19 protein-coding genes and 2 pseudogenes are annotated in these 26034 nt (G+C 72.6%); 6 read left to right on the plus strand and 15 right to left on the minus strand.

Annotated elements, in window-relative coordinates; all coding sequences use genetic code 11:
- Positions 1 to 16: 16 nt before the first annotated feature.
- From LN042_RS01900 to LN042_RS01910, 3 genes and pseudogenes are all read right to left on the minus strand, one after another.
- The gene (locus LN042_RS01900; protein ID WP_230047949.1) at positions 17 to 2797 is read right to left on the minus strand and encodes a M48 family metalloprotease; all 2781 of its coding nucleotides are present in this window, start codon (positions 2795 to 2797) and stop codon (positions 17 to 19) included.
- A gap of 10 nt (positions 2798 to 2807) precedes the next feature.
- Complete coding sequence (locus LN042_RS01905; RefSeq protein ID WP_230047950.1) at positions 2808 to 3320, minus strand: hypothetical protein; 513 nt, start codon at positions 3318 to 3320, stop codon at positions 2808 to 2810.
- 120 nt (positions 3321 to 3440) lie between these two features.
- A pseudogene (locus LN042_RS01910) lies at positions 3441 to 4008 on the minus strand (transposase); the annotation flags it as partial.
- Between the two features lie 241 nt (positions 4009 to 4249).
- Here LN042_RS01910 and LN042_RS01915 point away from each other — a divergent pair.
- On the plus strand, positions 4250 to 5188 hold the full coding sequence (locus tag LN042_RS01915) for a G1 family glutamic endopeptidase (protein ID WP_230047951.1): 939 nt from the start codon (positions 4250 to 4252) through the stop codon (positions 5186 to 5188).
- A gap of 305 nt (positions 5189 to 5493) precedes the next feature.
- Here the strand turns inward: LN042_RS01915 and LN042_RS01920 are convergent, their stop codons facing one another.
- The gene (locus LN042_RS01920) at positions 5494 to 6192 is read right to left on the minus strand and encodes an SDR family oxidoreductase (RefSeq protein WP_230047952.1); all 699 of its coding nucleotides are present in this window, start codon (positions 6190 to 6192) and stop codon (positions 5494 to 5496) included.
- 388 nt (positions 6193 to 6580) lie between these two features.
- Here LN042_RS01920 and LN042_RS01925 point away from each other — a divergent pair, with 388 nt between their 5' ends.
- Together LN042_RS01925 and LN042_RS01930 are read left to right on the plus strand one after the other, a co-directional pair.
- Positions 6581 to 6802: a hypothetical protein gene (locus LN042_RS01925; protein ID WP_230047953.1), complete on the plus strand. Its 222-nt coding sequence runs from the start codon at positions 6581 to 6583 to the stop codon at positions 6800 to 6802.
- Between the two features lie 342 nt (positions 6803 to 7144).
- Positions 7145 to 7318 carry a hypothetical protein gene (locus LN042_RS01930; RefSeq protein WP_230047954.1) on the plus strand — a complete coding sequence of 58 codons (174 nt, stop codon included), beginning with the start codon at positions 7145 to 7147 and terminating at the stop codon, positions 7316 to 7318.
- 150 nt (positions 7319 to 7468) lie between these two features.
- On the opposite strand, the gene LN042_RS01935 is transcribed toward LN042_RS01930, so the two are convergent.
- The 4 genes from LN042_RS01935 to LN042_RS01950 all read right to left on the minus strand — a co-directional run bounded on the left by LN042_RS01935 (position 7469) and on the right by LN042_RS01950 (position 15448).
- Positions 7469 to 10648, minus strand: a complete 3180-nt coding sequence (locus LN042_RS01935; protein WP_230047955.1) for a helix-turn-helix transcriptional regulator — start codon at positions 10646 to 10648, stop codon at positions 7469 to 7471.
- Between the two features lie 541 nt (positions 10649 to 11189).
- Positions 11190 to 12653 carry a DHA2 family efflux MFS transporter permease subunit gene (locus LN042_RS01940; RefSeq protein ID WP_230047956.1) on the minus strand — a complete coding sequence of 488 codons (1464 nt, stop codon included), beginning with the start codon at positions 12651 to 12653 and terminating at the stop codon, positions 11190 to 11192.
- A complete protein-coding gene (locus tag LN042_RS01945; protein ID WP_230047957.1) occupies positions 12650 to 14017 on the minus strand; it encodes an amidohydrolase family protein in 1368 nt (455 codons plus the stop codon). The genes LN042_RS01940 and LN042_RS01945 overlap by 4 nt, the downstream gene beginning before the upstream one ends.
- A 144-nt stretch (positions 14018 to 14161) precedes the next feature.
- On the minus strand, positions 14162 to 15448 hold the full coding sequence (locus LN042_RS01950) for a serpin family protein (RefSeq protein ID WP_230047958.1): 1287 nt from the start codon (positions 15446 to 15448) through the stop codon (positions 14162 to 14164).
- Between the two features lie 221 nt (positions 15449 to 15669).
- Here LN042_RS01950 and LN042_RS01955 point away from each other — a divergent pair, with 221 nt between their 5' ends.
- Positions 15670 to 15894: a hypothetical protein gene (locus LN042_RS01955; protein WP_230047959.1), complete on the plus strand. Its 225-nt coding sequence runs from the start codon at positions 15670 to 15672 to the stop codon at positions 15892 to 15894.
- Between the two features lie 100 nt (positions 15895 to 15994).
- Here the strand turns inward: LN042_RS01955 and LN042_RS01960 are convergent, their stop codons facing one another.
- Positions 15995 to 16324: a hypothetical protein gene (locus LN042_RS01960; RefSeq protein ID WP_230047960.1), complete on the minus strand. Its 330-nt coding sequence runs from the start codon at positions 16322 to 16324 to the stop codon at positions 15995 to 15997.
- A 21-nt stretch (positions 16325 to 16345) separates the two neighbouring features.
- Here LN042_RS01960 and LN042_RS01965 point away from each other — a divergent pair.
- Positions 16346 to 16525 (plus strand): annotated as a pseudogene (locus tag LN042_RS01965) (GTP-binding protein); the annotation flags it as partial.
- A gap of 164 nt (positions 16526 to 16689) precedes the next feature.
- Here LN042_RS01965 and LN042_RS01970 read toward each other — a convergent pair.
- The 3 genes from LN042_RS01970 to LN042_RS01980 are packed head-to-tail and all read right to left on the minus strand — an operon-like array spanning position 16690 to position 20821.
- Entirely contained in the window at positions 16690 to 17670 is a 981-nt protein-coding gene (locus tag LN042_RS01970) for an ROK family protein (RefSeq protein ID WP_230047961.1), read from the minus strand.
- Positions 17667 to 19799, minus strand: a complete 2133-nt coding sequence (locus LN042_RS01975; protein WP_230047962.1) for a beta-galactosidase — start codon at positions 19797 to 19799, stop codon at positions 17667 to 17669. The genes LN042_RS01970 and LN042_RS01975 overlap by 4 nt, the downstream gene beginning before the upstream one ends.
- Positions 19796 to 20821: a zinc-dependent alcohol dehydrogenase gene (locus LN042_RS01980; protein ID WP_230047963.1), complete on the minus strand. Its 1026-nt coding sequence runs from the start codon at positions 20819 to 20821 to the stop codon at positions 19796 to 19798. Before LN042_RS01980 ends, LN042_RS01975 begins: the two co-directional genes overlap by 4 nt.
- A 48-nt stretch (positions 20822 to 20869) precedes the next feature.
- Between LN042_RS01980 and LN042_RS01985 the strand changes: the two genes are divergently transcribed.
- Positions 20870 to 21748, plus strand: coding sequence for an SDR family oxidoreductase (locus LN042_RS01985; RefSeq protein WP_230047964.1), 879 nt, complete (start codon positions 20870 to 20872; stop codon positions 21746 to 21748).
- Positions 21749 to 21752: 4 nt separating this feature from the next.
- On the opposite strand, the gene LN042_RS01990 is transcribed toward LN042_RS01985, so the two are convergent.
- The 3 genes from LN042_RS01990 to LN042_RS02000 are packed head-to-tail and all read right to left on the minus strand — an operon-like array spanning position 21753 to position 25897.
- Complete coding sequence (locus LN042_RS01990; protein WP_230047965.1) at positions 21753 to 23003, minus strand: phosphotransferase family protein; 1251 nt, start codon at positions 23001 to 23003, stop codon at positions 21753 to 21755.
- A 12-nt stretch (positions 23004 to 23015) separates the two neighbouring features.
- Positions 23016 to 23924 (minus strand): inositol monophosphatase family protein, encoded by a 909-nt coding sequence (locus LN042_RS01995; RefSeq protein WP_230047966.1) that lies wholly within the window; start codon positions 23922 to 23924, stop codon positions 23016 to 23018.
- The gene (locus LN042_RS02000) at positions 23921 to 25897 is read right to left on the minus strand and encodes an aminotransferase class III-fold pyridoxal phosphate-dependent enzyme (RefSeq protein WP_230047967.1); all 1977 of its coding nucleotides are present in this window, start codon (positions 25895 to 25897) and stop codon (positions 23921 to 23923) included. The genes LN042_RS01995 and LN042_RS02000 overlap by 4 nt, the downstream gene beginning before the upstream one ends.
- Positions 25898 to 26034: the final 137 nt, after the last annotated feature.

Below are 26034 nucleotides of genomic sequence, written 5' to 3' on the forward strand. Positions count from 1 at the left end.
TCACCCCGACGGAGACTCAGAAGCGGAACTCCAAGGTGGCCAGCAGGCGTTTCAGATCCGCCTCGTCGGAGTCCCAATCGGACGAGCCCGGTTCGGCCTGAAGTGTGATGACAAGCGCCCCCGGGTCGGTGTCGACGATGACTGCCACGTAGCCGGCGCCGGCACCGTACTGCGCGGACACGGCGCGGTGGCCGCCGACCACGAAAGCCCGGATGGACACTGCGTGGTGGGCACCGAGCATGACCGGCACGTTGGCTGTCACCTGGTCGTATGGCATCCGGGTGCCGAAGATGGCGATCTCAGGGGCGGGCGCCGGCGATGGATGGGCTTGCAGTTCCAGTTCGGCGAACCAACCCGGTGATGGGTCCTGCAGTTCCGGGTCGCTCGGACCCCGGCCCGTATCAGCGACGAACCAACCTGGCGGCATCAGGAAGGTGCACTGCTCGACGGCCTCGACCCGGGCACTGTCGCTGATGAGTATGAGGTTCGGCCGCCCGAGGCGGACGAACCCGACTGCACAGAGGGCGGCCAACCCCACCGCCGTGAGGCGCCAGGGCCGGGTGCCGCTCCAGCGCGGCGCGGTCCCCGTAGTGGGGCACCCGACGGATCCGCTCCTGGCGATCCAGCGGCACGCGGTGACCGAGTGCGGCAGGAGTACCGCGGACAGCAGCAGCGACACCGCGCCGACGTAGTCGGTCATGAACGAGACGCTGCGTGAGGTGATCGACAGGCAGTCGGGGGAGACGGCCGCCACGCCGAGCGCCTGGGCGCACCCGCCCGCCGAGGGTTGCAGGATCAAGGCGAGGGTCGCCGCGGCCGAGGCTGTCAGCGCGGCCGTGCTGCCCCGCACCAGCGCTCCCGGGGCTCGGCCGGCGGTGAGCAGGGCGGTGAGAACCACGAGGGCATCGCTGCAGGCGACGAGGAGGTGGAGGAAGTGGAGGTACGCGGCCGCGTCCCAGCGGTCGGACATCGGCTCACGGTGGGCGATGAACGACGCCACCAGTACCAGGACGACGACCGCCCCAGCCCCGATGAGGCCGCCTCGCAGTCCCTCCCGCAGATTCGCCTTCCACGCGGTTCCCGCTCCCGTGGACGGGCCGCCCGACCGCTCCGGAAGTCGGGCACGCCGCAGGCGGTGAAGGGCGTATGCCGTGGCGGCGAGGCAGATGATGAACGCGGTGCAGGAGAGAAGCACCGGAATGGTCCAGGAGTGGACCAGCTCGGCGCCGAGCAAGGCAGGATCCGTGATCTCTGACCACACCTGCCCGCCGGTCGCCCCCAGGTCGGGGAAGGTGGTCAGGGCCTTGCTGTGCAGGTCCGCCGCCGTCTGAGCGAACGCCGTGCCGGCGGGCAGGATCACAGCTGCCAACACGGCGCCCTCCCGCCGTCCGCGCCACCCGGCCCGCTCCACGGAGGCGCCCACCGCTTCGGTGGCGCGGGCCAGCCAGACCGTGAGCGGCCCGGCCACCAGGGCCACCAGCGGAACCCACACCACGATCCACACGGCGAGCGCGGCGGGTCGGGCTATCGTCACCTCGGGATAGGCGGGCTGCAGCACCAGGTCAAGGGCCAGACCGGCCGCGAGGCCGGTGCCGAACCGCCACAACGCCAGGTCGGGCGCGGCGCGGCCCGTGCTGCCTGCCGTCCGCCACCGGCCGGTGACGATGCCGACCGCGAGGAGTGCGCCGGTGACCGCGCCGCCCCAGCGTGGGACGATCACGAAGCGTGCGACGGAGTCCGCCATCAGCTCCAAGCTGTACCCCCCGATGCCGCAGGCCACTGCGATGGCCATACCGCTCCCGAGACCGCTGCCGAACGGCGGAATCGCAGTGCGCAGCGCCGCCAGCCGGGTGGCGGGGGCCGGGTGCAGCCGCAACCGACGGCGGGCGGGCGTGGGCAGGGCAGCCAGGACGCGCTCGAGCGCCGCACCTTCCTCCCCCCAGTCCCGGACCCGTGCGTCCGCGTTCAGCTCCCGGCTGCGCACGATGGCGGCGGTCAAGGTCAGCGCGACGACGAGCAAGCCGAGGGTCTTGACGGCCAGTTCGAGGAGGACCAGCAGGTCGGCGCCGGAACTGAGCGCACTGTAGACGCCCCCTGCGAACGCCGCCCCGCCGTCGAGCAGGGCGAAGGCGCCGGTGAACGCCAGCGCGCCGTAGGTGAAATCCACGTCGCGGTTGCGGAGGTGTGCCAGTTCGTGCAACACGACAGCGCGGAACGCAGCAGGGTCGGTGGCCATCCGCACCACCAGGCCGCCACTGACCACCAGGCATCGACGCCCCGGCAGGCCGAAGACGAAAGCGGACGGCGCCAGAGCGAACGGCTGCACTCGGAACGCCACCGGACGACTGACGCCGGCGAGCCGGCGCAGGCGGTCCAGTTCCGCCACGAGGGCTGCCGCATCCTCGCGGTCCGGCACCCGAAGTCGGTGGATACGGGCGATCAGCAGCGGGTGCAGCAGGTACAAGGCGAACGCCAGCAGAAGCACGAGAACCGCACCGAGCAGCATCCCCTGGGTCAGCTGACGTATCAACGGCGCCATACAGGCCCGCAGAGCAGCCACGTTCGCGTCCGTCGAATCGATCTGTTGCTGACTCAGGGGCACGGAGCGGTAAGGCGAGGGATCTTTCGCGATGATCGGCGACACGCAGTCGGCGACCCGCAGGATCTCGGCCCAGCTGCCCTGGACTGCGGCCGCCCCGTCTCCGAACACGGTCGCCACCGACATGGTGACGGTGATCGCGAGCAGCATGAACAGGACCGCCGTCGCAGCGTTGCCGTACTGCGGTCGGCGCGGCATCAGGGGCGTCTCAATCCTCGACGCCCTCGACGCGAGGAGGGGGCGGCTCAAGGGCCACCGGGGCGGCCAGCGCGCCCACGATCGCGTCGGCCAGCAAGCGGCACTGCGCATCGGACAGCCCGAGTTCCCCGCTGCGCTCGAGCGCGGCCGTCCGGATCAGCCGCAGCTCGTCATCGGTGAATTCCGGTGATGGGTCGGACGCCACGGCCGGCCCGCCGCTACCGGTCAGGCGCTGGTGCAGGCGGCGCGCCAGCGCTCCAGCGCCCGCCCAGACGGCCTCGCCGGTCTTCTGCGTGACCGTCTGCCATACCTGCGCGCACATCTGCAGCGCCGCGGCGGTCACCAGCACGACGCCCGTGTCGACGCCGAATCCGAGCAGAGCATCCCGCTCACCCGAGGAGGACAGACCGCCCGCGAAGAACGCTCCACTCAGATCCTTGAACAACGGCAGCTCACCTGGGGCGACTTCACGCACCACCGCTCGGCCCCAAGCAGTCACCACTGACACGTCAACCTGTTCCATCGGCCCCCCAGCAGCTCCCGTCGCTCCCACATGAGACCACAACCAGCCTTCTCCCGGGAAAGGTTCTGAGATCTCGTGCCGGGGCTGGGCATTACCCTGGTGATTACCGACCTCGGGGCTTCAAGCTGATGGCGGCGGGAGGTCGAGGGAGAGTCCGGTGCCGGCGAGGAAGCCGTCGAGGGTATCAGCGCGGTACTGCAGTCGCTTCAGGCGGTTGCGGACGAGGGCTTCGAGGCGGTCGAGGGCGATGCCGGCGAGGTTCGCGAGACTGCGCTTGACGTGGGCCCACAGGTACTCGACCGCGCTCAGCTCGGGTGCGTAGGCGGGCGGGATGAACACCGTCAGCCAGTCCCGCGCGCTGATCAAGTCGCGCATGGCATGGGGGACATGGGTGTTGAGCCGATCCCAGACCAGCACGATCGGCGCCTTGACCAGCTGGTGGACTCCGTTGATCAGACCGATGTAGTCACGCTCGGACAGGCTGTGGCGCTCGCCCTTGCGCCCGGTGTGGCGCCCGCAGCCTGTGGCACAGCCGGGTCCGAGAGCCTGGACGCATCGCGAGCAGCCCGGCAACGGAGACCCGTCCGGAGCCCTGGCGCCCGAGACGCTGTAGGAAACGTGGAACTTCCGGCCGATCAGTGATGTCTGCTACCGGGACGCCAGCCCTATCCCTGACCAGGGACAACGCACCGATCACTCTCGGAATGACAACGCCTCCTGACTATCAGCCACTTACAGGACCGTAGATCATAAAAAGCGCCCAGTCACAGGCCACCGGAGTTGTTGACTGTTCGCGAACATCAGATTGATGATGAGCGCGCACCAGAACCAGTCGCACATCTTTGCTACCCACTCAGCCTCTCCGCATGTGGATGAAGGGCAAACAGATGCGTCGAACAGTTCGAGCGTGGACGGCAGTCTCGGCTCTCGTGACCGGGCTCCTCGTCACGGCAGGTCAGGCGTCGGCGGTCGGTTCGCACCCCGGCGCCGTTCCGGCCCCGGGGTGCGCGGGAGCGTCGGTGGCGGCGCCGCCGCAGCCAGGATCGGCCGCGGCGAAGTCCGGCTCCCTCGCCGGCCTCTACGCGATGGCCGAGAAGCACCACGCCACCTGGCTCACCTCGATGAGCTGCACGCTCGTCAGGCACAACCACGCCCTGGCCCCCGGGAGCAAGCGCAACACGGCGACGTCCGCCACCGCCTACAGCACCTACAACTGGTCCGGCTACCAGGTCAACGACGTCCCGGCGTTCACCACCGGCGAGTGGTCCGTGCCCACGGTCATCGTCCCGCAGCCGCCCACCTCGTCCATCAACCGCTACTACTCCGCCACCTGGGTCGGGGACGGCGGGGGGATCAACTCCGGTAGCGGCGCGCTCGTCCAGGCCGGCACCGAACAGGACGTCATCAACGGCGTCGGCCAGTACTACGCCTGGTACGAGGTTGTGGGCGGCACGGGCGACACCGGCAGCGAACTCGTCCTCAACAACCTGACCATCCATCCCGGAGACGCCATCTGGACCGGGATCCAGTACCCTGCCGGTCCCGGCAACGCCTATCTCGGCGTGTGCGACATGACCCTCAACACCTGCGCGTCCCTGAACGTCCCGACGTCCGCGGTGGGCAACTCCGCCGAGTGGATCATGGAAGCTCCGACGGTCGGCGGCGTGACGGCCCCGCTGCCGAACTACGGCACGGTCAACTTCACTGGTGCGTGCTCCTACATGGTCTGGCCCAACGGCACGTGCAGCCCGATCTCCGCGGGCACGGCGCCGGCGCAGATCCAGCTCGTCAGCGCAACGGGCCAGCCGCTGTCGGTCCCCGGTCCGCTCAACTCGGCCGGCACCGGCTTCACCACCTCCTTCCTGTAGTACCCGGGCCGGGCTCCGAGCCCGTCCGGTGGCGGCGTTGATCGCCTCGCTGCGGTCCACGCCGCCACCTCCACTCGCCGCCATCAAGCCTCCGGCAAGGGGCCAGGCCGGCGCCAGCCCCCGGCCGGTCCGAGCACCCCTCCCCGAGCCCACACCAGCCCTCCTGGGCTGGGAAGTTCAGGAGGGAACTCCCTCATTGCCGACCCGGCCCACCAATCGTCCAAGGAAGGTGTAGCTGCAGTAGCCGTGTCCGAGGTCGTAGTGCTGCCAGGGTTCGCCTGCCGCGGCGGCGCCGGAGCGCGGCGTCAGCCGAGCTGTCCGGTCGGCCGCACGGTGATGTGGTTGATGTCCACGCCCACGGGCTGGTTGATGGCGAAGGCGATCGTGTTCGCGATCTGCTCGGGGGTCATCGTCGGCGAGGCGTCGGGGGTGCCGCCGCGCTCGTTCCAGAACGGGGTGTCCACCACCCCGGGGGCGACGACGGTCACGCCGACTCCGTCCTTGCCGACCAGCAGCCGGGTGTTCTCGGCGAGCGCGTGGGCGGCCCACTTGGTGACCGAGTACAGGTTGCCGGGCGTGTTGCGCACCCCGGCGACCGAACCGATGATCACGATCCGGCCCTTGGACTCCCTGAGGTGCGGCAGGGTCTCCCGCACCAGCAGGGCCGGACCAAGGACGTTGGTGAGGACCATGGCGCGCATGTCCTCGGGGGCGTGGCTCTCCAGGTTGCCGGGCAGTGAGAAACCGGCGTTGGCGATGACGTTGTCCAGCCGGCCCCACACGTCCACGACGCGGCGCACGGCGGAGGCGACGTCGTGCTCGTCGCCGGCGTCGCCGGTGATCGTCAGCAGCCGCTCGCCCGCTCCGGCCGAAGCGGCGAAGGCGGCCAGCTTGTCCGCGTCACGTCCGGTGACGGCCACGTGGTGGCCCTGCTTGAGCAGGGCGCGGGCGGTGGCGGCGCCGATTCCGGTCGAGCCACCGGTGATCAGCGTGACGGGTTCCATGGGACGGCCTCCTGAGCGATGTGGTCATCGGGGCTCCCGCAGCGTCCTGGATGTCCGCGAACGCGAGGTGGCGCGTGATCGACGGACTCCCCGCCCCCGGCCCCCCGAAACGCCTGCACTATACCCAGCGATTCGCCCAGTTCCGGCACAGCACGCGACCTGGTCCCGGGATCCGTCCTCGGAATGGCTGGAAGACCTCCGGCCGGTGCCGCCTGCCGCGCCTGACGTGGAGCCTGCCGTTCCCATTCCCACGGACGGGAGAACACCGACGGTGAACCGCTGGTCGGAGAGGTGACGAGGACGCGGCCGGTCGTCGTCGTCCCCGCCATCGCGCTCAAGCGGCCCGCTCGTGAAGCCCTCGTCCAGCGCCTCGACCCAGGTCACATCGATGCGCATATCCTGGCGGCAGACCTGCAGGCGGGCGGGGACGCTGCTGCTGGGCGACCGGAACTTCGCCGCCGCCGACCTGCTGAACCACCTGGCCGCCACCGGCGCGGACCTGCTGGTGCGCCGCAAGTCCGGCCGCAGGCTGCCGGCGGTGGCCCGCTGCCGCGACGGCTCCTTCCTGGCCAGGCCCGGTTCCTCTGACCCTGCGCGTGATCGACGTTGAGATCGGCATCACCACCTCCACGGGGACCCGCGCCGGCCCATACCGGCTGCTGACCACCCGCACCGAACCCGCCGCACACCCGGCCGCCGCACTCGTCCGGTTCCACCACGAGCGCCGGGAGATCGAGACCGCCTACGCGGAGCTGAAGTCCACGATCCTGCGCGGACGGGTCCTGCGGACCCGCACCCCGGCCGGCGTCGAGCGGGAGGCCGCGGCGACGGGCCCTACCAGGGCTGCTCGATGCGGTTGGCCCGCCGCACCGACGGTCAGGTGCGGCGTCGCAGACCTGGGCGGTCAGCCGCTTGGCCGGGCCGCGCAGCGGCGTTCCAACCGCGCGGGGCGATGTCCGACGAGGAGCTCGCGGCTGAGAACGTGACCGGCTGTCGTTGGTGGCGGTTTCCGGAGATCGTCGACCATGGAGGTCCGGATCTGTTCTCACCCCGCGACCTCGCGACCCCGCTGTCGGCGCTGATCGCCTTCGGGCTCCCGGCCGAGACGGTACGGCTCGGCCCCTGAGCTGCGGGGCACGCGGTGGCTCGGGGCGGAGGCCGTGAACGCGTGGTGCCGGGCTCAACCCTCGCGGACGCGCAGGGCGAGCTCGAGGCGGGAGTGGATGCCCAACTTGCGGAAGATCTGCCGCAGATGGACGCCAGCGTGGTGCCGGGCTCAACCTTCGCGGACGCGCAGGGCGAGCTCGAGGCGGGAGTGGATGCCCAACTTGCGGAAGATCTGCCGCAGATGGAACGCCACGGTGTGCGGGGAGAGGAACATCCGCCCGGCGATCTGGCGGTTGGTCATGCCCTGGGCGGCGTACTCGGCAACCGTGCGCTCCGTGTCGGTGAGGCTCGGCCAGCCGTTGGCCGGGCGGCGTTCCCGAGGGGGGCCGGGGCGTTCGCGGTGCGACCGTTGCCGCATGCCCAGCGCACGCAGTCGCCGGCGGGCCCGGGCGGCATCACGATCGGCGCCCAGGCGCAGATAGCCGTTGAGCGCCTCCTCCAGTTTCTCGATGGCGAGCCCCCGGTCGACCGTCCTCAGCGACGCGCCGAGGTCCTCGACGGCCGAGGTTCGGGCCCAGGCGTCACGGTGGCCACGGGCAGCCGCTTCCAGTGAGGGAGCGTCCTGCCTCAGCAGCCCGTCGGCGTGGGCAGCGGCCGCATGGATGGCCGGGGCATCGGGGTTGGCGTCCACCAGCTGGCGGATCGCCGTGACCACGGCGGCGGCATCGTCCGGCCGTCCGGCTGCCAGGAGCGTGCGTACCAGCCAGGGGGCGACCGCAGGTTCGCGGGCGAGGAGGACGGGCGCGGTGCGTGGGGCTGGGCTCGGCCAGAGGGTGGCCAGGGCGTTGCGCAGGTGGTCCGAGTCGTCCTCGGCGGCGGCGAGTTGGACCTCGATCCACTGGGCGAAGGTGGTGGGGCGCGGGGGCGCGGCGGGTGGGGGCTGGGGGTGCGCGGGCTTGGAGCGCGCGGGCTTGGAGCGTGCGGTCTTGGGGCGTTGGGGCCCAGGGGACGGGGGTGATGCCGGGTGGGATGCGGCGCCCGGAGTCGGGGCGGTCGGGGGTGGCGCGGGCGTCGTCGGCTTGGTCAGGGCGCGTGCGTGGTCGGCGGCTGACGGGAACTCGCCGCGCTGCACCGCGAGGGCGGCCAGGATGGTGCGTGCCTGGCGCTCCGCCCAGCTGAAGCCCGCCGTCCGGGCCTGGTCGAGCGCCGCGGTCGCCTCGGCGAGGGCATCCAGCGGGCGGCCCTCGGCCATGGCGAGTTGGGCGGTCACCAAGTGGCGCAGCAACGGGACGGTGAACTCGGCGCCGGCCGGGGCCGACGCCAGGGCAGCCCTGGCCCGGCCGGTGTGGCCGAGCTGCACCAGCAAGAGGGCGTGCAGCAGTTCGATCGGGCTGTGCCAGCCGGCCGTCGAGCCGCCGGCGCGCAGGGCGGCTGCCTCTGCCACGAGGGAGAGCGCCTCGGTGGCACGTCCGTTCCGCCAGGCGATCGTGGCTTCACCCAGCCGGACGGCCGCACCGAGGTCAAGCCCGTGCGCGAGGGCGAGCCGGTGGACCTCGGCCAGCCGGACGCCGGCGTCGGGGGCCGCTTGCGCCGCCAGGGCCGCGGTCTTGGTGAGCAGTGCGTCCTGTCGGACCGGAGCCGGCAGGGCGGGGAGGGTTGCCGGCTCGGTCACGGTGGCGAGGCACTCACGGTACTTGCCGCGCAGGAGCAGTGCGGTGGCCAGCGAGGTGCGCAGCCGAGCGGTGATGACGGGATCGGGTGCGGGTGCGGGTGCGGAGGCGGGTGCGGGTGCGACTGTGGGTGTGGGCCCGGGCGCACGTGCGGGTGCGGGTGCGAGTGCGGGTGCGGGTGTCAGGGCGGGGGCGGGCGCGGGCGCGGGGGTTGGTGGTCGTGAAGCAGGTGAGAGGGAAGGGGGTGACTGAGCGCTCGCTTGGCTGATGGCCGGCGGTGGGCTTGGCGGATGGAGCTCCGCACCCAGGGCGTTGCGGGCCAGGCTCAGCGCCTTCGCCACGGCACCCGAGCGCAGGCAGGCCTCGGCGGCGAGGGCGACCATGGGGGTGGCGGCGCGGGCGTCCGTGAGCACGTCGACGCCGCGCAGCGCCAACGCCGCCGCCGTGCCCGGATCGTCGGCCAAGGACTCGCTGGCCGCGACGCGCAGCAGAGTGCCGGTGGCCGGGTCGTCCGGGTGGGCGCCGTGCAGCAGGTGCGGGGCGGCCTCGGTGATGGAGTGGCCGCGCGCCAGCTGGATGGTCAGCGCCTGCCGGTGCAGTGCGGCCCGGATCGCCCGTGGGAGGTCGGACAGGACCACCTGGCGCAGCAGTTCGTGACGGAACGTCAGCTCGTCTGACGTGCTGTCCAGTAGGCCGGTGCGGGCCGCTGCGCGAACCGCGGGGGCGAGCGCGCCCACTGGCCGTCGCAGCAGCTGGGCCACGTCCTCGGGGAGGCTGGAGCGCCCCAGCACGGCCGCGGCTTCCAGCAGTTCACGGACGGGCGGGGGTGCCGCTTGGAGCCGGCGACCGGTCAGGTCGTGCAGTGCGGTGGTCGGCTCGGTCACCTCGGTCAGGCGGGCGTGGCCGCCATCGAGTCGCAGGGTGGTGTCTGCGTCAAGGGCGTTGAGCAGTTCGATCAGCAGCTGAGGACTGCCCTGGGCCATGCCCAGCAGCTCGGCCAGCTCCGGATCCGGCGGCGCGCCGAGCAGGTCGGCGCCGACCTGCAGTAGGGAGTCGGGGGCGAGTGGCCGGAGCACCAGCCGGGGGACGCGGTCGGCGGTGGCCGGCGGCTCGCCGCTCCAGGCCTCACCGGCGAGCACCAGCAAGGCCTTCTCGCGGTGGACGGCGACCAGCTGACGGAGCCTCGGCAACGGCACGACCGGCTGGTCGCAGGTGATGAGCACGGGCGCGGTGCGCAGCTGCTCGGCCAGCAGGGTGTGGGCTCGGCGCAACGCCGGGTGGACGGGGGCGCCGCCGGACGCCGCATCACCGGGGGCGAAGCTGGTGGCTGGGCCGGCCGGGGGGGGCGGGGCAGTCGGGCCGCCCTGCCCGGGGATGGCCGGGCCGGCTGCCGCGGCTGTCGCAGTTGCGGTCGCTGCCGCCGCGGCAGCCGGTGAGGACGCCGTGCCGAGCGCGGTGAGCAGGCTGGCGGCCAGCGGCTCGGCGGCGCCGCGCAGCACGCGGACCACGTGGAAGCCGCGTGTGTCGGCCAGGCGTTCGCCCTCCCGGAACAGCCGCGTCCGGCCGTAGCCCGCCGGCCCGGTGACCGCGGCCAGCAGGGCTTGTCGGCTCCCCAGGACCCGGTCCATCCAGAGGGTGAGCTGGTCGAGTTCGGCGTCTCGTCCGCGCAGCGGTGTCACTCCGGTGTCGGTGGGCGGTTGCTCTGACGGGGCATGAGCCTGAGCTGGTACGCGGGGGCCGGTCAACAATGGGGTCCTCGCCGGGTGTGGTGGTGGGCGGCGCTTGCGGGTGGGCCGAGGCGGCTGCCCCGGGGCGATGGGTGCGGCCGGCAGGTGGGTGGCTGCGTGCAGCTCCGGGGCGGTGGGCGCGGCCGGCTGGTGCCTGGGTGGGCCGGGTGGGGGTCGGGTAGCTCGGGTGGTTCGGTGGCGCAGGGCGGCTCGCGGAGTTCGGAGGTCAGCGGGTGGGTGGCTTCGGTCGACAGGGTGGCCTGGGCGGCGCGGGTCATGGGCAACAGGCCGCGGGCAGTGGGTCGCGGGCCGCCCTCACGGGTCAGGGGCACGGGCAGTGGTCAGGGGGAGCGGGGCCCGGCAGTGGTCAGGGGGAGCGGGTCACGGGCAGTGTCAGGGGGAGCGGGTCACGGCAGTGTCGGGGGGAACAGGTCACGGCCAGTGGTCAGGCGGCGGACGGCACGGTTGGCGGGTGCGGTGCGTCGGGCTCCGCTCAGGCGTCGACCGGCTGCGGTTGGTCGTCACCCCGTGCCAGTTTCCCGCCGGGCAGCAGCAGCGCGAGGGCAGCGCAGCAGAGCGCCAGCAGCACCGCCAGCCCGTACGCGTCGGCCAGGCCGGAGGCGAACTGCGCCGCGTACTGGGCGCTGCCGGTTCCGGCGGTGACGAAGCGTATGGCGAGCGCACTGAGCACGGCGACGCCCAGGGCCTGGCAGACGCGTTGGGTGGCCTGGAAGAGCGCGGTGCCGCGGGTGACGGCCGAACGCGGGACATCGCTGAGCGCGGTGACCTGGGTGAGGGGCGGGATCACCCCGGCGCCGGCCCCGGCGATCACCAGCGGCAGGGCCAGCCGGGCCGGGTCGGGGTCGCCGGCCCTGGCCCGCAGCAGCGCGACGCCGACGGCGAGCAACAGGAACCCGGCGGTGAGCGGTAGTCGCGGCCCCCAGCGGTCCCGGATCCGGCCGCCGAGCAGTCCGGTGGCACCGCCCGCCACCGCCATCGGCAGCACGGCCAGCCCGGCGTCGAGGGCACTGGAGCGATGGACCACCTGGATGGAGAGCGGAAGCAGGAACTGGGTGCCGAAGAAGGGCACTTGGCCGAGGACGTTGATCGCGCTGCCGATCCCGTAACTGCGCAGGCGGTAGAGCCGGAAGTCGAAGGGGCCGGCGTGACCCGAGAACTGCCTGACGAGCAGGAGGACGAACCCCGCCGCGCCCACCCCGAAGGCGAGCAGCGCCGTGGCCCGCCGCCCGGAACCGAGCTGCGTGGCACCCAGCAGCAGCCCACCGAAGGCCGGACAGACGGCGGCCAGGCTCAGCCAGTCCGGTGGCCGGCGCGAGGGGTCGCGGGGCTCGTCGGGAGCCAGCACGCGGTGGCCCAACAGGACCCCGACCACCCCGATCGGGACGTTGACGAAGAAGATCCAGCTGGTCAGATGGGCGTCGATGAAGGCGCCGCCGACCAGGGGGCCGATCATCGGGGCGAAGACCAGCACCAGGCCGAAGACGCCGAAGGCGATGCCCCGCCGCTCGGGCGGGAAGGCGGTGAACAGCCGTGCGGAGCCCAGTGGCAGGGCGAAGCCTCCGGCCAGGCCCTGCAGCACCCGGGCGGCGATCAGCAGGCCGAGGGTCGGCGCCAGCCCGCAGAGCAGGGAGGCGCCGGAGAAGCCGAGGAGTGAGGCGAGGAAGACCCGCTTGGTGCCGAACCGGTCGCCCAGCTCGCCGGCCAGCGGGGTGGCAATGCCGAGCGCCAGGGCGTAGCCGCTGACCACCCACTGGACTTCGGAGGTGGGCGCCGCGTAGCGCAGCTGCAGCGCGTGCACCGCGACGTTGACCACCGTGGTGTCCAGGATGGTCATGAACGAGCCGACCGAGACCGCCAGCAGCGTCTGCCAGGGCGATCGGCCGCCGGGCCGGGGCGGTGCGCCGGCCCGGGTGGTGGAGGCGGAGTGGGAGGTCATGGCAGCCGTCGGCTCGGCAGGGCCGTCGCCGGTGCGGCGGGTAGTCGGCCGGCCACCACCCGGCCGTTCTTGAGGACCACACGGAGGGCGTCCAGCGCCGCGAGGTCGGTGCTGGGATCCCCGTCGACCAGGAGCAGGTCGGCCGGCAGGCCGGGGGCCAGCGTGCCGAGCCGGCCGGCCCGACCGCAGACCGCCGCGGCACCCCGGGTGGCGGCCTCGATCACCTGCAGCGGGGTCAGCCCGGCAGCCAGCAACCGGTACAGCTCCTGGCGCGGTTGTCCGGCGGGGACTCCGGGTAGCCCGACCCAGTCACTGCCCAGCGCCACCCGCCCGCCGGCCGCCGCGAACCGCCGGACCACCTCGACCAGCAGCTCCTCGATCTCGGCCAGCGCCGCCTCCGGCAGGTCGGGCAGGCCGATGCGGATGCTGATCAGCTCGCTGCCGAGGGTCGGCACCAGGCGCACGTCGGCCGCGACCATGCGATCGATCCACCGGGCGAAGTCGGGCAGGGCCTCCAAGCGCAGCCGGCCGGCACGCTGCAGCTCGACGTAGCCGGTCTCCGGGGGCAGTGGGAAGAGCAGGTGCTCGATGCTGTCCACGCCGGCGGCCAGGGCGGCCTCGAGCTGGTCGGCATGGTGGACGTGGGAACGGACCGGCAGCCCGTGCTCGTGCGCCCGGCGGGCCACCGCCTGGATCAGGTCGGGGGCCAGCACCGGCAGTCGGCCCGGTGAGCGGTAGTCGAAGTCGAAGGACTCCTGGGTGACCTTGATGAAGTCCACGCCTCGGGCGGCCAGTTCGTCGACGGCGGCCTTGGCCTCGTCGGCGCTGTCGACGGGCCGGGCCGCCGAGCCGTCGCCGCGGATCACCGGGTAGCCGCCGGGCGCGGTGATCGCCGGACCGGCGACGAAGACGTTGGCCGCGGTGGGCCGGCGCCCGGCGTCGTGCAGCTCCTCGATCAGCTGGGGGCCACAGCCGGTGTTGCCGATGCTGGTCACGCCGTCCTGTAGAAATCCGTGCAGGACGGTGGGAATGTCGCGTTCCACATGCGTGTGCGAATCAATCAGCCCCGGTAGTGCCGACAGCCCGTCGCAGGGCACGATCCGGGCCTGCGCTGGAATTCCGATCGAGCCGGTCGGCCCCACCCGGACGATCCGTCCACCATCGATCAGCAGGTCGGTGGCGGGACGCGCCGCCGCTCCCGTGCCGTCGATGAAACGGACACCGACCAGCGCGACCGGGCCCGAGTATGGCTCCGGCTCCCGCTCGGGCCAGGACTCCGGCTCGGGCCAGGACTCCCGCTCGGGCCAGGACTCCGACGCCTTCGCGGAGTTCGCTTCCGTCCCATTCGGCTCTGCGGTATTCATCGAGGCACCCCCTGACTAATCTGACAAATCAGAAAGTCGGTCGGCTTCTCTTTTGGCCGATCCGCTTCTGATCAGTCGATCCACCGGCAAGGTAGTGTGCTAACCGAAAAGCCGTCAAGGTGTGCCTGGATAAAGCGAAAATACTCAGTTCGCCGCCGGATCGGTCACCTGGCCGAGAAAGAGCGGCTGCCCGGTCCGCACATTGCGGACCAGGAAGAAGAACGGGCGATCGAGGACCAGCTGCGCCGCGACCTGCGGCGGCGCGACCGCGGTCGCGCCCATGCCGACCCCGCTGCCGGCCGCCGCCGTGGTGCCCTTCTCGTCCACCAGCACCATGGCCTTCTGGACCACCTGGTCGATCTTCGGCGCCTCCGCCCCGGGGGCGGCCAGCGCGGAGAAGTCGGCCGACGGGCTGAAGGCCGAGCGCATGCCGAGGGCGGCCAGCGGTCCGTTCAGCGACCCGCCACTGGTGAAGCTGAACTTCGGCATGGTCAGCTCCACCTCGGTGTCCTTCAGCGCACCGAGCGCGCCGTCCAAGGCGGCGCTGCTCAGGCCCTGGCGGAAGGCCTCCAAGCCGCCGGAGTCGGGCAGCACCAGGTCCATCGCCAGGTCGCCGCCCTGATAGGGCAGTTCCACCGCCTGCCAGGACGGACCGGCGCTCCCGCCACCGCCGTGGGCGTAGCGCAGCCGACTGGTCTGGTTCATCATGCGGACGGTGTCCGTGCTGCCGTCAAGCCGGTGGAACGGCTGGTCGGCGGAGTACTCCGGCTTGAACGGCGACTTCCACTTCGCCGTGAAGTAGAGCGCGTCGGTGAGCGTCAGCAGGGTGTTGGGGCCCAGCGAGCCCGGAGCGAACAGGTCCTTGATCCGGCCCCCGGTCTGCTGCTCGACCAGGGCGTTGACGGCCTTGGTCGCGCCCTGCGGGTCCTTGGCGAAGTCCGCCGTGTACAGGCCCGCGTGGAAGGCCGCGGCCAGCAGCGCCAAGTAGTCCTGGCGAACGGGGTAGCCGCGCTGGACCCATGCGGTGTCCGACTGCTTCAGCATCAGGCCGTCGCCGCCCGACCGCCGGCCATCGGCCAGCGCGCCGAGCGCCATCGCGTAGCGGTCGGCCGGCAGGTCGGTGTGCAGCACGGTGCTCATCTCCCGCGCGGTGGTGCCACGCGCGCCCGGCAGCGCCATCCCCAGCGCCGCGGCCAGTCCGGCGGGGGAGAGGACCGTGTTCCGCTGCCCGCCGATGGCTCGGTAGAGGTCCAGGCCGAACGCCTCGGTGCCGGCCGCGGTGCCCTGCACCTCAGCGTCGGTCGGCACCACCTCGGCCGCCGGCGCGGCGCGCAGCTCGCCCGCTCCCGGTGTGCCGCTGCTGCCGCAACCCGCCAGCAGTGCCGCCAGCGTCGCGATCCCCGCCGCCCAGCTGGTCCGCTTGCTCCGCATGCTCGTCCCCCTTCCCTCGTCGCACCCCGTGGTCGGGGGTGCGGTTCGGCGATGGGACGCGGGGGCCGGTGAACCGGTTCCGTGGCCGCCCGAGGCGACATGAGGGGAGGTCAGACCGGTGGCAAAGCTGTTGCACACCTGTTTCGATCACGTTCGAGGGACTGCGTTAGGGTCTCGCTTGTCAGCACGTCAGCAGCAGTGACCAGGGCAGGGGAGTGACCATGCGCGAGTACTACGAGCGCGAGGAGATCATCGAGCGCGACGGCTTCTTCGGTGACGAGGTCATCGAGCGTGAGGAGATCGTGCGCCGCGACCGGTGGGGCCGGGAGGAGATCATCGAGCGAGAGACCGTCGTGGAGCGCGACAACGGCTTCTTCGGCGGGCTCTTCGGTGGCGAGGAGGTCGTCGAGCGCGAGGAGATCATCGAGCGCCGCGACTGGTTCTGACCGGTTCGCCTGGACCGGCTTTCCGCTCGGTCGACTTCGAGCCGGCGCCGGGCCCCGAGGGAGGTCGTTCCCCGGGGCCCGGTCGTTCGTCGCGGACCGATCACGGCTGGACGGTCGGCCCCGTGATGCGGAAGGTGCTGGAATTGCGCACGCCCAGCTGGGCCCGGACTGCCGTGGCGCTGCCCGGCACGGTGGCGGTGAGCTCGGAGCGGCCCTCACCGAGGCGGGCGGACCGCTGGCCCCGGTAGCGGAAGAACACCTTCAGCAGGTGCGGGTGGTCAGCCTCGATGGGCAGGGCGTTGGCGCCCCAGCGGGCCGGGTGCTCGGTGCCGTCCAGCTCGATGACCGGGCGGGTGAGCACGTGGTGGAACCAGGCCGCGGGTATCGAGGGGCGCACGGTGACCACGAGCTGGGCGACGGACTCTGACACGTCGTCAACGATAGCGAACGAACCGAACGGATCCTCTTCGCCACCGGCGCCACCCACAAGCGCGGTGCGGCGCACGACGGCACCACCGTCACCGACTTCGACCCGCGGGAGCGCGACTGCGGCATCACCATCTTCGCGGCGGTGGTCGGTTGCCACTGGGACGGTCACCGGATCAACCTGATCGACACCCCGGGCCACGTGGTTTCACCGGCGTGGTCGACCAGCGCACCGGGCGGTGACCGCCGAGCAGGCGCCGAGGCGCTCGCCACCGGCGGCCGGACCGACCGGCCCGGGCCCGGTGGGCGGCGCGGCACCGGACGGCGCAGCGATCGCCGGGATCCTCGGCGAAGCGGTCCTGCCGCTGCTCAAGGCACCGCAGCGGGCCCTCCGGCGGCCGTATCGACGGCCAGCAGTGCCGCGCCGATCGCACCCGCGTCGGCCCCGAAGCGGGCCGCCACCACGGGCACGGGCGGACGGTCGCCGGGGGAGTACAGCTGCTGGGCGAACGAGACGCGTGCGGGCGCGAGCAGGAGTTCCCCGGCGGCGACCGGACCACCTCCCACGATCAGTACGGCGGGATCGAAGACATTGGCCAGGGCGGCCAGCCCGGTTCCGGTGAGTGTCCCCACCCGCTCCAGGATCTCCAGCGCCTCGGCGTCGCCGCCGCGCGCCGCCTCGGTGACCGCCTCGCCCGCATCCCGCGAGCCCTCGCCGATCAGGCCGGCCAGCAGCGACGCCGGGCGGGCCGCGGCGGCCCGCCGGCCCAGGGCGGCGATCGTGGCGCCGGACGCCGACACGCCCCAGCAGCCGCGCTTGCCGCATTCGCACAGCGGACCCAGGGGGTCGACCGTCAGATGGCTGGCCTCGGCCGCGAAGCCGTGCGAGCCCCGCAGCAGCCGCCCGGCGACCACCACCCCGCAGCCCAGACCGGTGCCCAGGGTCACCAGTGCCTGGTGGTCGTGCCCCCGCCCCGCGCCGAGCCGGTACTCGGCCCAGGCGGCCACATTGGCGTCGTTGTCCGTCACCACGGGGAGCCCCACGGCGTCCGCGATCATGGCCCGCAGTGGAGCCCGCGCGAACCCCAGGCCGGGCGCGAAGGCCAGCGCCCCGGTGCGGGCGTCGACCATGCCGGGCAGCCCGACGCCGACCGCGGCCACCCGGTCGCCGCCCAGTTGCGCCACCAGTTCGCCGATGGCACCGACCAGCTCGTGCGCCGTGCGGCCCGGGGTGGCACGGCGGGCCCGCGCGGACACCGTGCCCTCGGCCGTCACCCGCACTGCCGCGATCTTGGTGGCGCCGACATCGACGCCGACCGCCTCGCCGGGGGTGGGGAAGGGCGAGGTCATGGCAGTTCCGGCAGGAGCACCCGGGCCTCGCCCCGCAGTGCGGCGGTCCGCACCTCGTAGCCGCCCGGCCCGCGCACGGCGGACAGGTCGCACGGCCGGTCGGCGCTCAGCAGGTCGCCGCCCACCCGCACCCGGACCGGCACCCCTTGGCCGGTCTGCTCGTTCAGCCCCTTCACGTAGCACGCTCCGAGCCGTCCGTGCGCCACCTGGACCACGGCGCACCCGCCCCCGACCAGGTCCGCGGTGATGACGTGCTCCCGGTACGCGGTTCGGGCCCGCACCGCTTCGTCCGACCGGTTGAGCAGGAAGACCAGCGCATCCTGCGGGTCAGGGCTGAGCCTGCGCAGTTCGAGCCACGCCCCCGGTCTCGCACCGGGCGCGCCGAAGCACTCGGCCAGCCACTCCTCGACCGCCTCGCCGATCGGCCGGCCGTTCAGCGGCACCGTGCGCACCTTGCCCGCCACCGCCTCGGCGAGCTCGGCGCAGTGGTTCAAGTCACCGTCCAGTGTGGGTGGTTCCCCCACCAGGAGCAGCGAACCGCCGTCCTCGGCGAACCGCGCGAGCCGCCGTTGCAGGGCCCGCTCCATGAACCGGCCCGACACCGCGACCAGTGGCCCGGCAGCGGGGTCGAGCGTGGTGCGACCGGTCAACTCCGCCAACTCGAAGGGAAGGTTGCGTCGCAGGCAGTGGGCGACGAACGGGACCAGCGACTGCTCGGCCGAAGGCACCCACCAATCCCGGTACGCAGACCGGCCGTTCGTCGCCCACTCCCACGCGCCGACCGCCTGGTACGGCGGATGGACACCCCAGCGAACGCCGGGCTCCGGTCGCCAGGCGGCCAGCGCCTCCCGTCGCCCGGCCAGGAAGTGGGTCAGCACCCGCAGCGCGGCGAACGCCGGGCCGGGGCCCGCCTCCAGTGTGATCGGAGCGGCGTCCCCGTACGGTGGGTCGAACCGCGCCGGATCGCCGGCCGCATCCCTGGGCCAGGAGCGGGAGACCGCGAGGTGCTCCCCCCAATCCGCCGTTGCGCAGGCCGGGTAGACACTGACGCCGGTCGCCCCGCACGCCACGCCGAGCAGGCTGTGGTGAACCGGCGCCACCGGGAAGGCGCAGCTCGGATCCGCCCAGCGAAGCCCCCAGTTCTCCTCGATGTTGGGACCCCGGCCGCCCTTGGCCGCCAGGACGTAGTTGACCAGCGCCTCGTCGTCCCGGACCACGTTGCCCGTCCAACTGGTGTACGCCCGGGGCATTTCGGCGGCCGCGCCGACCCTGTTCCTGGCCAGCCAGGCGTCGTACCGCCCGGCCGCCCGGCCGGGATCGCGGTCGGCCCTGGCCGGCGGCGAGTACGTGGTGAAGACGGGGACGTCGCACCCGAGCGCACCGGCCAGCGCCGCCATCCCGCCGGCGAGCTCCTCGGCCGACCACTGTGCCCAACTGACCAGGGCGCCGAGCCCGCCGGCGGATGGCTCGGCCGTGGTGGGGGCGGCCGTGCCGGCTGCGAAGCGGGCGAAGGCCGCCACGCCCGGGGAGGAGTGGTCGAGCGCGTCGAGCGGAAGGGCGGTCTCCCCGCAGTGCCCCTCGTTGCCGATCTGAACGGCGACGACCGGCCCTGGCGGATAGCGGAACGCACGCAGGAACAGGCCGACGGCGCGAAGCCAACCCATGGCGTCCGCACGGTACTTCGGGTCATGAGCAGAGGGCAGCACGAACTGCTGGTAGGACAGCGGCCGGCCGTCGGCCGACCGGGCGGGGTGCCGCTCCCGATCGAGCGTGGGGCTGACCCGGTCGGGCAGCCCGCCGAAGGGCAGTTCGGCATGGACGAACGGGCCCGGCTTCAGCACCGCGAGCAGCCCGGTCGCCGCGACCCGCTCCAGGAAGCCGGCCAGATCGCGGTTGCCCTGCCCGGCGAAGCACAGGCGCCGCCCACCGTCCCGGGCGACCTCGTGGTGCCGCCAGGGCACGTAGCAGGTCACCACCTCGATGCCCGCCTCGCGCATGGCACCCAACTTGGCCGCCCACCGTTCGGGGTGGTCCCGGTAGTAGGGGTACTCGCCCGCGATGAGGAACCGGGGGCGCCCGTCCAGCCAGAGGGCTCCGTCCACGAAGCGCGGCCGCTGCCCGGCGCTCACGGCGCGACGCCTTCGTCCGGGGTGAGCAGCACCTTCATCGCGCTGTACCCGCCGGGCGCGGCGCCCGCCGTGGCGGCCAGCATGGTCAGTGCCTCGGCGTACCGTTCGAGCGGCAGCACATGGGTCACCAGCCGTTCGAGCGGCAGGTCGCGCGCGAGGTCCACCGCCAGCTCGAAATCCGCCGGCCGGTACGGCCCCGCACCCACCAGGCGGATCCCCCTGGTCACCAGGGCCCGCAGCGGAACGGCGGCGACGGCGGCCTCCCGCTCGCCCATCACCACCACGGTTCCCCCGGCCGCCACCGCGCCCAGGAGGTCGCCCGGCAGCGTCCCCGTGGTGTCGATGACCACATCGGGTGAGTCCGCCGCGACCGCCTCCCCGGCCTCCAGCACCCGAACGCCCTCGGGCAGTACCTGGCGGGCGACGGCCGACCGCCCCGGATCGCGCTCGGCCAGTGTCACCCGGGCGCCGCGCCGGGCCAGCACCAGTGCGCACAGCGCACCGATGGGACCGGCGCCGACCACGAGCACCCGGTCGTCCCACCGCGGTCGAGCCGCCGCCAGGTTGTTCAGCACGCAGGCGAGCGGCTCCACCAGGGCGCCGCGCCGGTACGGCACTTCGGCGGGCAGCCGATGGACGAAGCGCTCGGGCACCACGGCGTAGTCGGCCATCGTGCCGTCGCGGTCGACGCCGACCTCCCGGCCCGCCTTCGCGCCGCAGTGGGCCTGCATTCCCCGGCGGCAGGGACGGCACCGGTCGCAGTGGTACGTCGGGTTGATCACCACCCGGTCACCGGGCGCCACCGAGCCCACCCCGGCCCCGACGGCGGCCACCGCGCCGACCGCCTCGTGCCCCAGCACCACACCCCGGCGCGCGGGGAACTCGCCCAGCAGGATCGCCCGGTCCGTGCCGCAGATCCCGGTGGCCGCCACCCTGACCAGGACGTCGCCGCCGTCGAACGCAGGAACCGCACGCTCGTGGACTCCCACCCGACCCACCTCCTCGAACACGACGGCCCTCATCGCTGCCTCCCACCGGATCTCTCGCCGACAGTGCATAAAATGCCCGACATGAGCCGCTATTGGCAGTCGGGCCCAGGTGACTCGCCGTCGGATCCGCGCCTGCGGATCCTGCTGCTCGGTGCCTCGGGGTTCGTGGGCGGCGGCCTGTGGCGCCATCTGGCGGCCCGCCACGAGGTCGTCGGCACCTTCGCCAACCGGGCGATCCCGGGGCTGGTCCAGCTGGACCTGCGCGACGAGCGCCGACTGCGGGCGCTCGCGGCCGACGGCTTCGACCTCGTCATCCACGCGGCCGGCCTGGTGCCGCTGGAGGCGGCCGAAGCCGATCCGGAGCTGGCCCACCGCCTCAACGTCCGTCCCGTGGAGGTCCTGCTGGCGGCGGTGCGCGACTCGGCGGCCAAGCTGGTCTTCTTCTCCAGCGACAACGTCTTCGACGGCTCCCGCCACCAGTACACCGAGGACGACCTCCGGTCCCCGGTCAACGTCTACGGCCGGACCAAGACGGCCGCCGAGGACCTGCTGCTCGCCGACGGCGGGCACCTGGTGGTGCGGATCCCGCTCGTCTTCGGCCGCGGTCCCTGGGCGAACAGCTTCCTGGCACGGCTGGCCGGGCCGACGACGCCGGCCCGCACCGACCTGGTGTGCGCCCCCGTCTACCTCCCCAGCCTGGGGCCGGCCCTGGCCGAACTCTGGGCGCGGACGGGTGTCGTGCACTTCGGCGGACGCGACGTGGTGACCAGGTTCGAGCTGATGTCCAAGGTGCAGCAGGCCCTCGACCTGCCCACCCGGGTGGTGGCCGCCCGCGGCGAGGAGGCCGCCTCCCGCTGCCGCCGCCCGCCGCGGCTGGTGCTCCGCAGCACCCGGCACCGCCTGCTGGGCCCCGGTCTGGACGCGGCGCTCGCCCATCTGGCGGGCCGCTCGCCCGCCTGACCGGTCAGCCATGGGGGAGGTGGTCGGCCACCAGCGCAAGGTGGCGCTCGGCGTCCACCCGCCCGGTGCTGCCGAGCTGTGCGGCGAGATCGTTGATCAGCAGCGTGCCCAGCAGGTAGTGGCCGAGCGCGAGTTCCGCGGGCGTGGAGAACCCTCCCCGCAGGTCGGGCTTGGGCTTGCGGTCCGAGAGCCGGCACGGCGCCTCCGCCAGGACGTGCAGGTCATGCGTGAGCAGCAGCCGCTCCAGCCAGCCGGGATCGTCGCGGAACACCTCCGAAAGCCCTTGGCACGCCGCCAGTCGGGGCAGGAACCGGTGGATCGCCGCGCGGTAGCCCGGGAACACCGGCTGCCGGAACCCCACCTGGTAGCCGTGCCGCCGGGAGCTGCGCACCGAGAAGCCCGTGCGCAGTGCGGGATCCCACACACTGAGGCTGAAGAGCGTCTTGGCCAGGTCGTAGACCGGGTCCCACGGCTCGGTCGAGCCGCGCGGATCGATGAACCGGAAGTCATCGACGGCCGCACCGGGGCGAGCGGACACCAGCACGTTGCGCGTGTTGAAGTCCCCGTGGGCCGGGGCCATCAGCCGTGCGGGCGCCAGCGGGGCGAGCCGGCCGGCCAGCCGCTCCAGGACCAGGTGCGGGGCCTGGCACCGCACGCCGTTGACGGTGAGGCGCTCGGCGGTCATCAACTCGGCGGGCAGCGCCCGGTGCAGCACGGGCAGGCGCCGCAGGAACCGGCCCACCACGACCTGCGCGACGTGGCCGGCCGGGGTGGGGTGGGACTGCGCGGCGTACCCGTGCAGCACCAGGGTCCGGATGACCGCCGCATACTGCCGGAAGAACTCCCGTGTGCCATGCGGGGACCGGCGCAGCGGAGCCGCCAGATCCGCCGAGTCGTAGAACGGCGTGGTGGCTGCCGACCACCCGTCCCCGTCGAGGACGTGCCTGACCGGCAGGTAGTGTGCCGCCAAGTCCGGTGCCAGCGCCTGCAGTCGGTCGATCTGGCGGAGCTTGCGGCGGAACGACGCCAGGTCGTGGCCGTCCACGGCGCCGGCCGCGGGCACCAGGACCTTGACCGCGAGGTCCGCCCCGGCCGAGGTGCCGGCCCGGTACACCCGGGCGGGGGAGCCGCCCTCCAGGATCTCGTACTCGATGGTGAGGCCGAGGGCGTCGACGACGGCCGACAGGGCCGCGTCGTCGGTCCACCCGCCGGGCGGGCGGGCGGCCGTGACCGCGAGGTGCCGGCGATCGGTCACCAGAACCGCCTCCTACCAGCGGATCGAGTCGATCAGCGCCGCGTGCAACTGCGGTGTGCAGGCGGCGACGCAGGACCGCTGGTTCAGCGGGCCGATGTCCAGCAGCAGGGTGTCGTGCAACGACTTGCCGTAGGCGTCGGTGATGGTGACCCCGGCCCGTTCCGCCAGGTACACCGAGGCCGCGATGTCGTACGGGAACAGGTGGAGGATGCTCCCGTGCCCGACCCGGCGGAACTCCGGCTCGGTGTCAGGGCGGTCGCGCAGCAGCCGGTTGCCGATGTCGACGTAGGCGTCCATCTGTCCGGTGATGATCCGCGAGATGGAGAAGGAGGCGCTGTTGAAGACGTACACGCCACCGGTGTTGGCCGAGGCGTCGATCAGGTGGCCGTAGGCTCCGATCATCAACTCCGCAGGATGGCCGTTGAATTCGAGCGACCAGAACATCCGGTCGAGGTCGACGGTGGTGGACAGCCGGGGCACCGGTGCGGGGAAGCCGACCGACTCGATCCCGGTGCCGTCCGCGTCCGCGTAGAGCCAGTTGCCGGACTTGATCTCCTGGAGCATCGCGTACCGGATGTCCCCGATGACGGGCGCCTCGCCGAACGGCGCCGCGGCGATGGAGACGCAGGCCATCTCCAGATCGGCGGCAGCCCCGCGGGTGCCGTCGATCGGATCGATGACCAGCAGGTGCTCGGGGTTCCGGCCGATGGTGCGCAGCCCCTCGCTCTCGGTGTAGACGGCGACGGGCTCACCCCGCCCGGTCAGGAAGTCCCAGGCGGCCCGTTCGGCCAGCACGTCGACCGGGAACTCGGCGTCCCCGCCCTTCGCCGTGCCCTGCAGGTAGCGGCTGCCGACCTCGTGGAGACCGGTGCGGACGGCTGCCCGGATCTGCCGGGACAGCTCCTGGACCAGGCCCCTCATGAGACCGAGAGGAAGAGTCGTTCCAGCAGGTCGCACATCTCGTCCGCCTCCTGACGGGTCATGACCAGTGCCGGTCGCACCTTCAGCACGTTGCCGTGCCCGTAGAGCGAGGTGCGCAGCAGCAGTCCGTGCTCCAGGCCGAGTTCGGCCAGGTGGTTGGTGAGCCGGGGATCGGGACGACCCGCGTTGTCCACGATGTCGATGCCGATCATCAGTCCGACGCCGCGCACCTCCCGGACGAACGACACCCTCGAGGCCAAGTCGCGCAGCCGGTCGAGCACGTACCCGCCGACGGCCCGCACGTTCTCCAGGAAGCCCGGACGGCCGATGACCTCCAGGGTCTTCAGGGCGGCTGCGGCGGCCAGCACGTTGCCGCCGAACGTCGAGTTGATGTGGTGCCCCTCCACACCGGCCAGCCGCTCCTCGGTCAGGATGCCGGCGATGGGCATACCCGCGCCGCCGAGGCCCTTGCCGAAGGTCAGCATGTGCGGGGCGACACCGAAGTGGTCGGCGGCGAACATCCGGCCGGTGCGCCCGAACCCGGTCTGGATCTCGTCGAAGACCAGCACGATCCCGCGCTCGTCGCAGAGCTTCTTGAGCGCCTGCAGGTAGCCGTCGGGCGGGACCACGTTGCCGCCGTTGCCGCTGATCGGCTCCAGCACCACGCAGGCCACCCGGCCGGTGCTCGCGTAGTCGATGAAGTCGTTGATCCGCTCGACGCACAGCAGGCCGCAACTGGCCCGCTCCTGCCGGTAGAAGCAGCGCAGGCAGTGCGGGTCGGGCACGTGCACCACGCCGGGCAGGTGCGAGGGGAAGGGGGTGCGCCGGAACGCCGCGCCCGAGGCGCCGATCATGCCGAGCGTCTGGCCCAGGTGGCCGCGGAAGAGGGTGATCACGTCGGACATCCCGGTGTGCACCTGGGCGATCTTGATGGCGCTCTCATTGGCGTCGGAGCCGCTGGCCGACTTCAGGTGCACCCGGGTGAGGTTCGGCGGGGAGACCTCGGCCAGCTTCGAGACCAGCGCGTTCAGCGGCTCGGTCTGGAACTTGGAGGTGACGTGGATCAGCCGGCCGGCCTGTTCGCGGACCACCTCCACGATCTCCGGATGGGCGTAGCCCAGACTCAGGTTGAACGTCCCCGAGGAGCAGTCGAAATAGCGCCGGCCGTCCTCGGCATAGAGGTGGACACCCTCGCCCTTGACCACGCGCAGCTTGTCCGGGAGGTAGTAGTAGTGCTGGAGTGCGCCCGCGACGTCCTGCTCGGACACCGGCTCCGTTTTCGCGCTGACGGCCTGAGTCATCGGCTTTCCTCTGAGAGTCTTCCTGCTGAGAATTCCGGACAGATCGATCTGCTCGAATGAGTCGAACCGCAGATCCGCCTCCTGGAGATCGAGTGCGGCGGTCATCGCGTTCGGAACGACGACGCATCGGATCCCGGCCCCCTTCGCCGCGCGGACGCCGCTGGGGGAGTCCTCGAACGCCACCGCCCGCTCGGCGGGGACGCCCAGGGAGGCGAGCGCCGCGACGTACAGGTTGGGTGCGGGTTTCGCGCCGCTGCGGTCCCCGTCGGCACACTGCACCGTGCTCCAGCCCTCGGCGAGGCCGCACTGCCGCGCGTAGCGGGAGATCCACTCCCTGGTCGAGTTGCTGACGATGCCACGGGAGATCCCCAGCGCGTCCACCGCCCGCAGGATGCGGTGCACCCCGGGCCGGCTGGACAGCCCGCCGAGCAGTTCCCGCTGCCGCCGGCCGACCCGCTGCTGCGCCGCCCGGCGGTCCACCGGGTGCCCGGTGAGCCGTTCGAGGTGCGTCCACAGGTCGAACCCGATGGTGCCGACGACGGACGACCAGACGTCCGGCGGAAGTGGGTGGCCGAACTCCTGGAAGACCTCCGCATGGGCGCGGAATATCTCGGACTCCGGATCCCACAGGGTTCCGTCGAAATCGAAGAGCACCGCGTCTACGTCCTTCACACACACCTCCGTCGAGCGGCAGGAGCGGCAGATGACCGCGCGGCCACGGGTGGTGCACGGAGCTGACATGCCCAGGGGCCCATCATCACGGAGCTTTTCCCGGCCCGCCATTCACAGTTCGTCAACGTACCCTCGAT

This window comes from Kitasatospora humi, assembly GCF_020907985.1.
GTDB classification, from domain to species: domain Bacteria; phylum Actinomycetota; class Actinomycetes; order Streptomycetales; family Streptomycetaceae; genus Kitasatospora; species Kitasatospora humi.

Bases quoted from the DNA above. Each gene is read 5' to 3' on its own strand.
- LN042_RS01900 (WP_230047949.1), bottom strand. From the start codon at position 2,797: ATGCCGCGCCGACCGCAGTACGGCAACGCTGCGACGGCGGTCCTGTTC.
- LN042_RS01905 (WP_230047950.1), bottom strand. From the start codon at position 3,320: ATGGAACAGGTTGACGTGTCAGTGGTGACTGCTTGGGGCCGAGCGGTG.
- LN042_RS01920 (WP_230047952.1), bottom strand. From the start codon at position 6,192: ATGGAACCCGTCACGCTGATCACCGGTGGCTCGACCGGAATCGGCGCC.
- LN042_RS01925 (WP_230047953.1), top strand. From the start codon at position 6,581: ATGCGCATATCCTGGCGGCAGACCTGCAGGCGGGCGGGGACGCTGCTG.
- LN042_RS01930 (WP_230047954.1), top strand. From the start codon at position 7,145: ATGTCCGACGAGGAGCTCGCGGCTGAGAACGTGACCGGCTGTCGTTGG.
- LN042_RS01940 (WP_230047956.1), bottom strand. From the start codon at position 12,653: ATGACCTCCCACTCCGCCTCCACCACCCGGGCCGGCGCACCGCCCCGG.
- LN042_RS01945 (WP_230047957.1), bottom strand. From the start codon at position 14,017: ATGAATACCGCAGAGCCGAATGGGACGGAAGCGAACTCCGCGAAGGCG.
- LN042_RS01950 (WP_230047958.1), bottom strand. From the start codon at position 15,448: ATGCGGAGCAAGCGGACCAGCTGGGCGGCGGGGATCGCGACGCTGGCG.
- LN042_RS01955 (WP_230047959.1), top strand. From the start codon at position 15,670: ATGCGCGAGTACTACGAGCGCGAGGAGATCATCGAGCGCGACGGCTTC.
- LN042_RS01970 (WP_230047961.1), bottom strand. From the start codon at position 17,670: ATGACCTCGCCCTTCCCCACCCCCGGCGAGGCGGTCGGCGTCGATGTC.
- LN042_RS01980 (WP_230047963.1), bottom strand. From the start codon at position 20,821: ATGAGGGCCGTCGTGTTCGAGGAGGTGGGTCGGGTGGGAGTCCACGAG.
- LN042_RS01985 (WP_230047964.1), top strand. From the start codon at position 20,870: ATGAGCCGCTATTGGCAGTCGGGCCCAGGTGACTCGCCGTCGGATCCG.
- LN042_RS01995 (WP_230047966.1), bottom strand. From the start codon at position 23,924: ATGAGGGGCCTGGTCCAGGAGCTGTCCCGGCAGATCCGGGCAGCCGTC.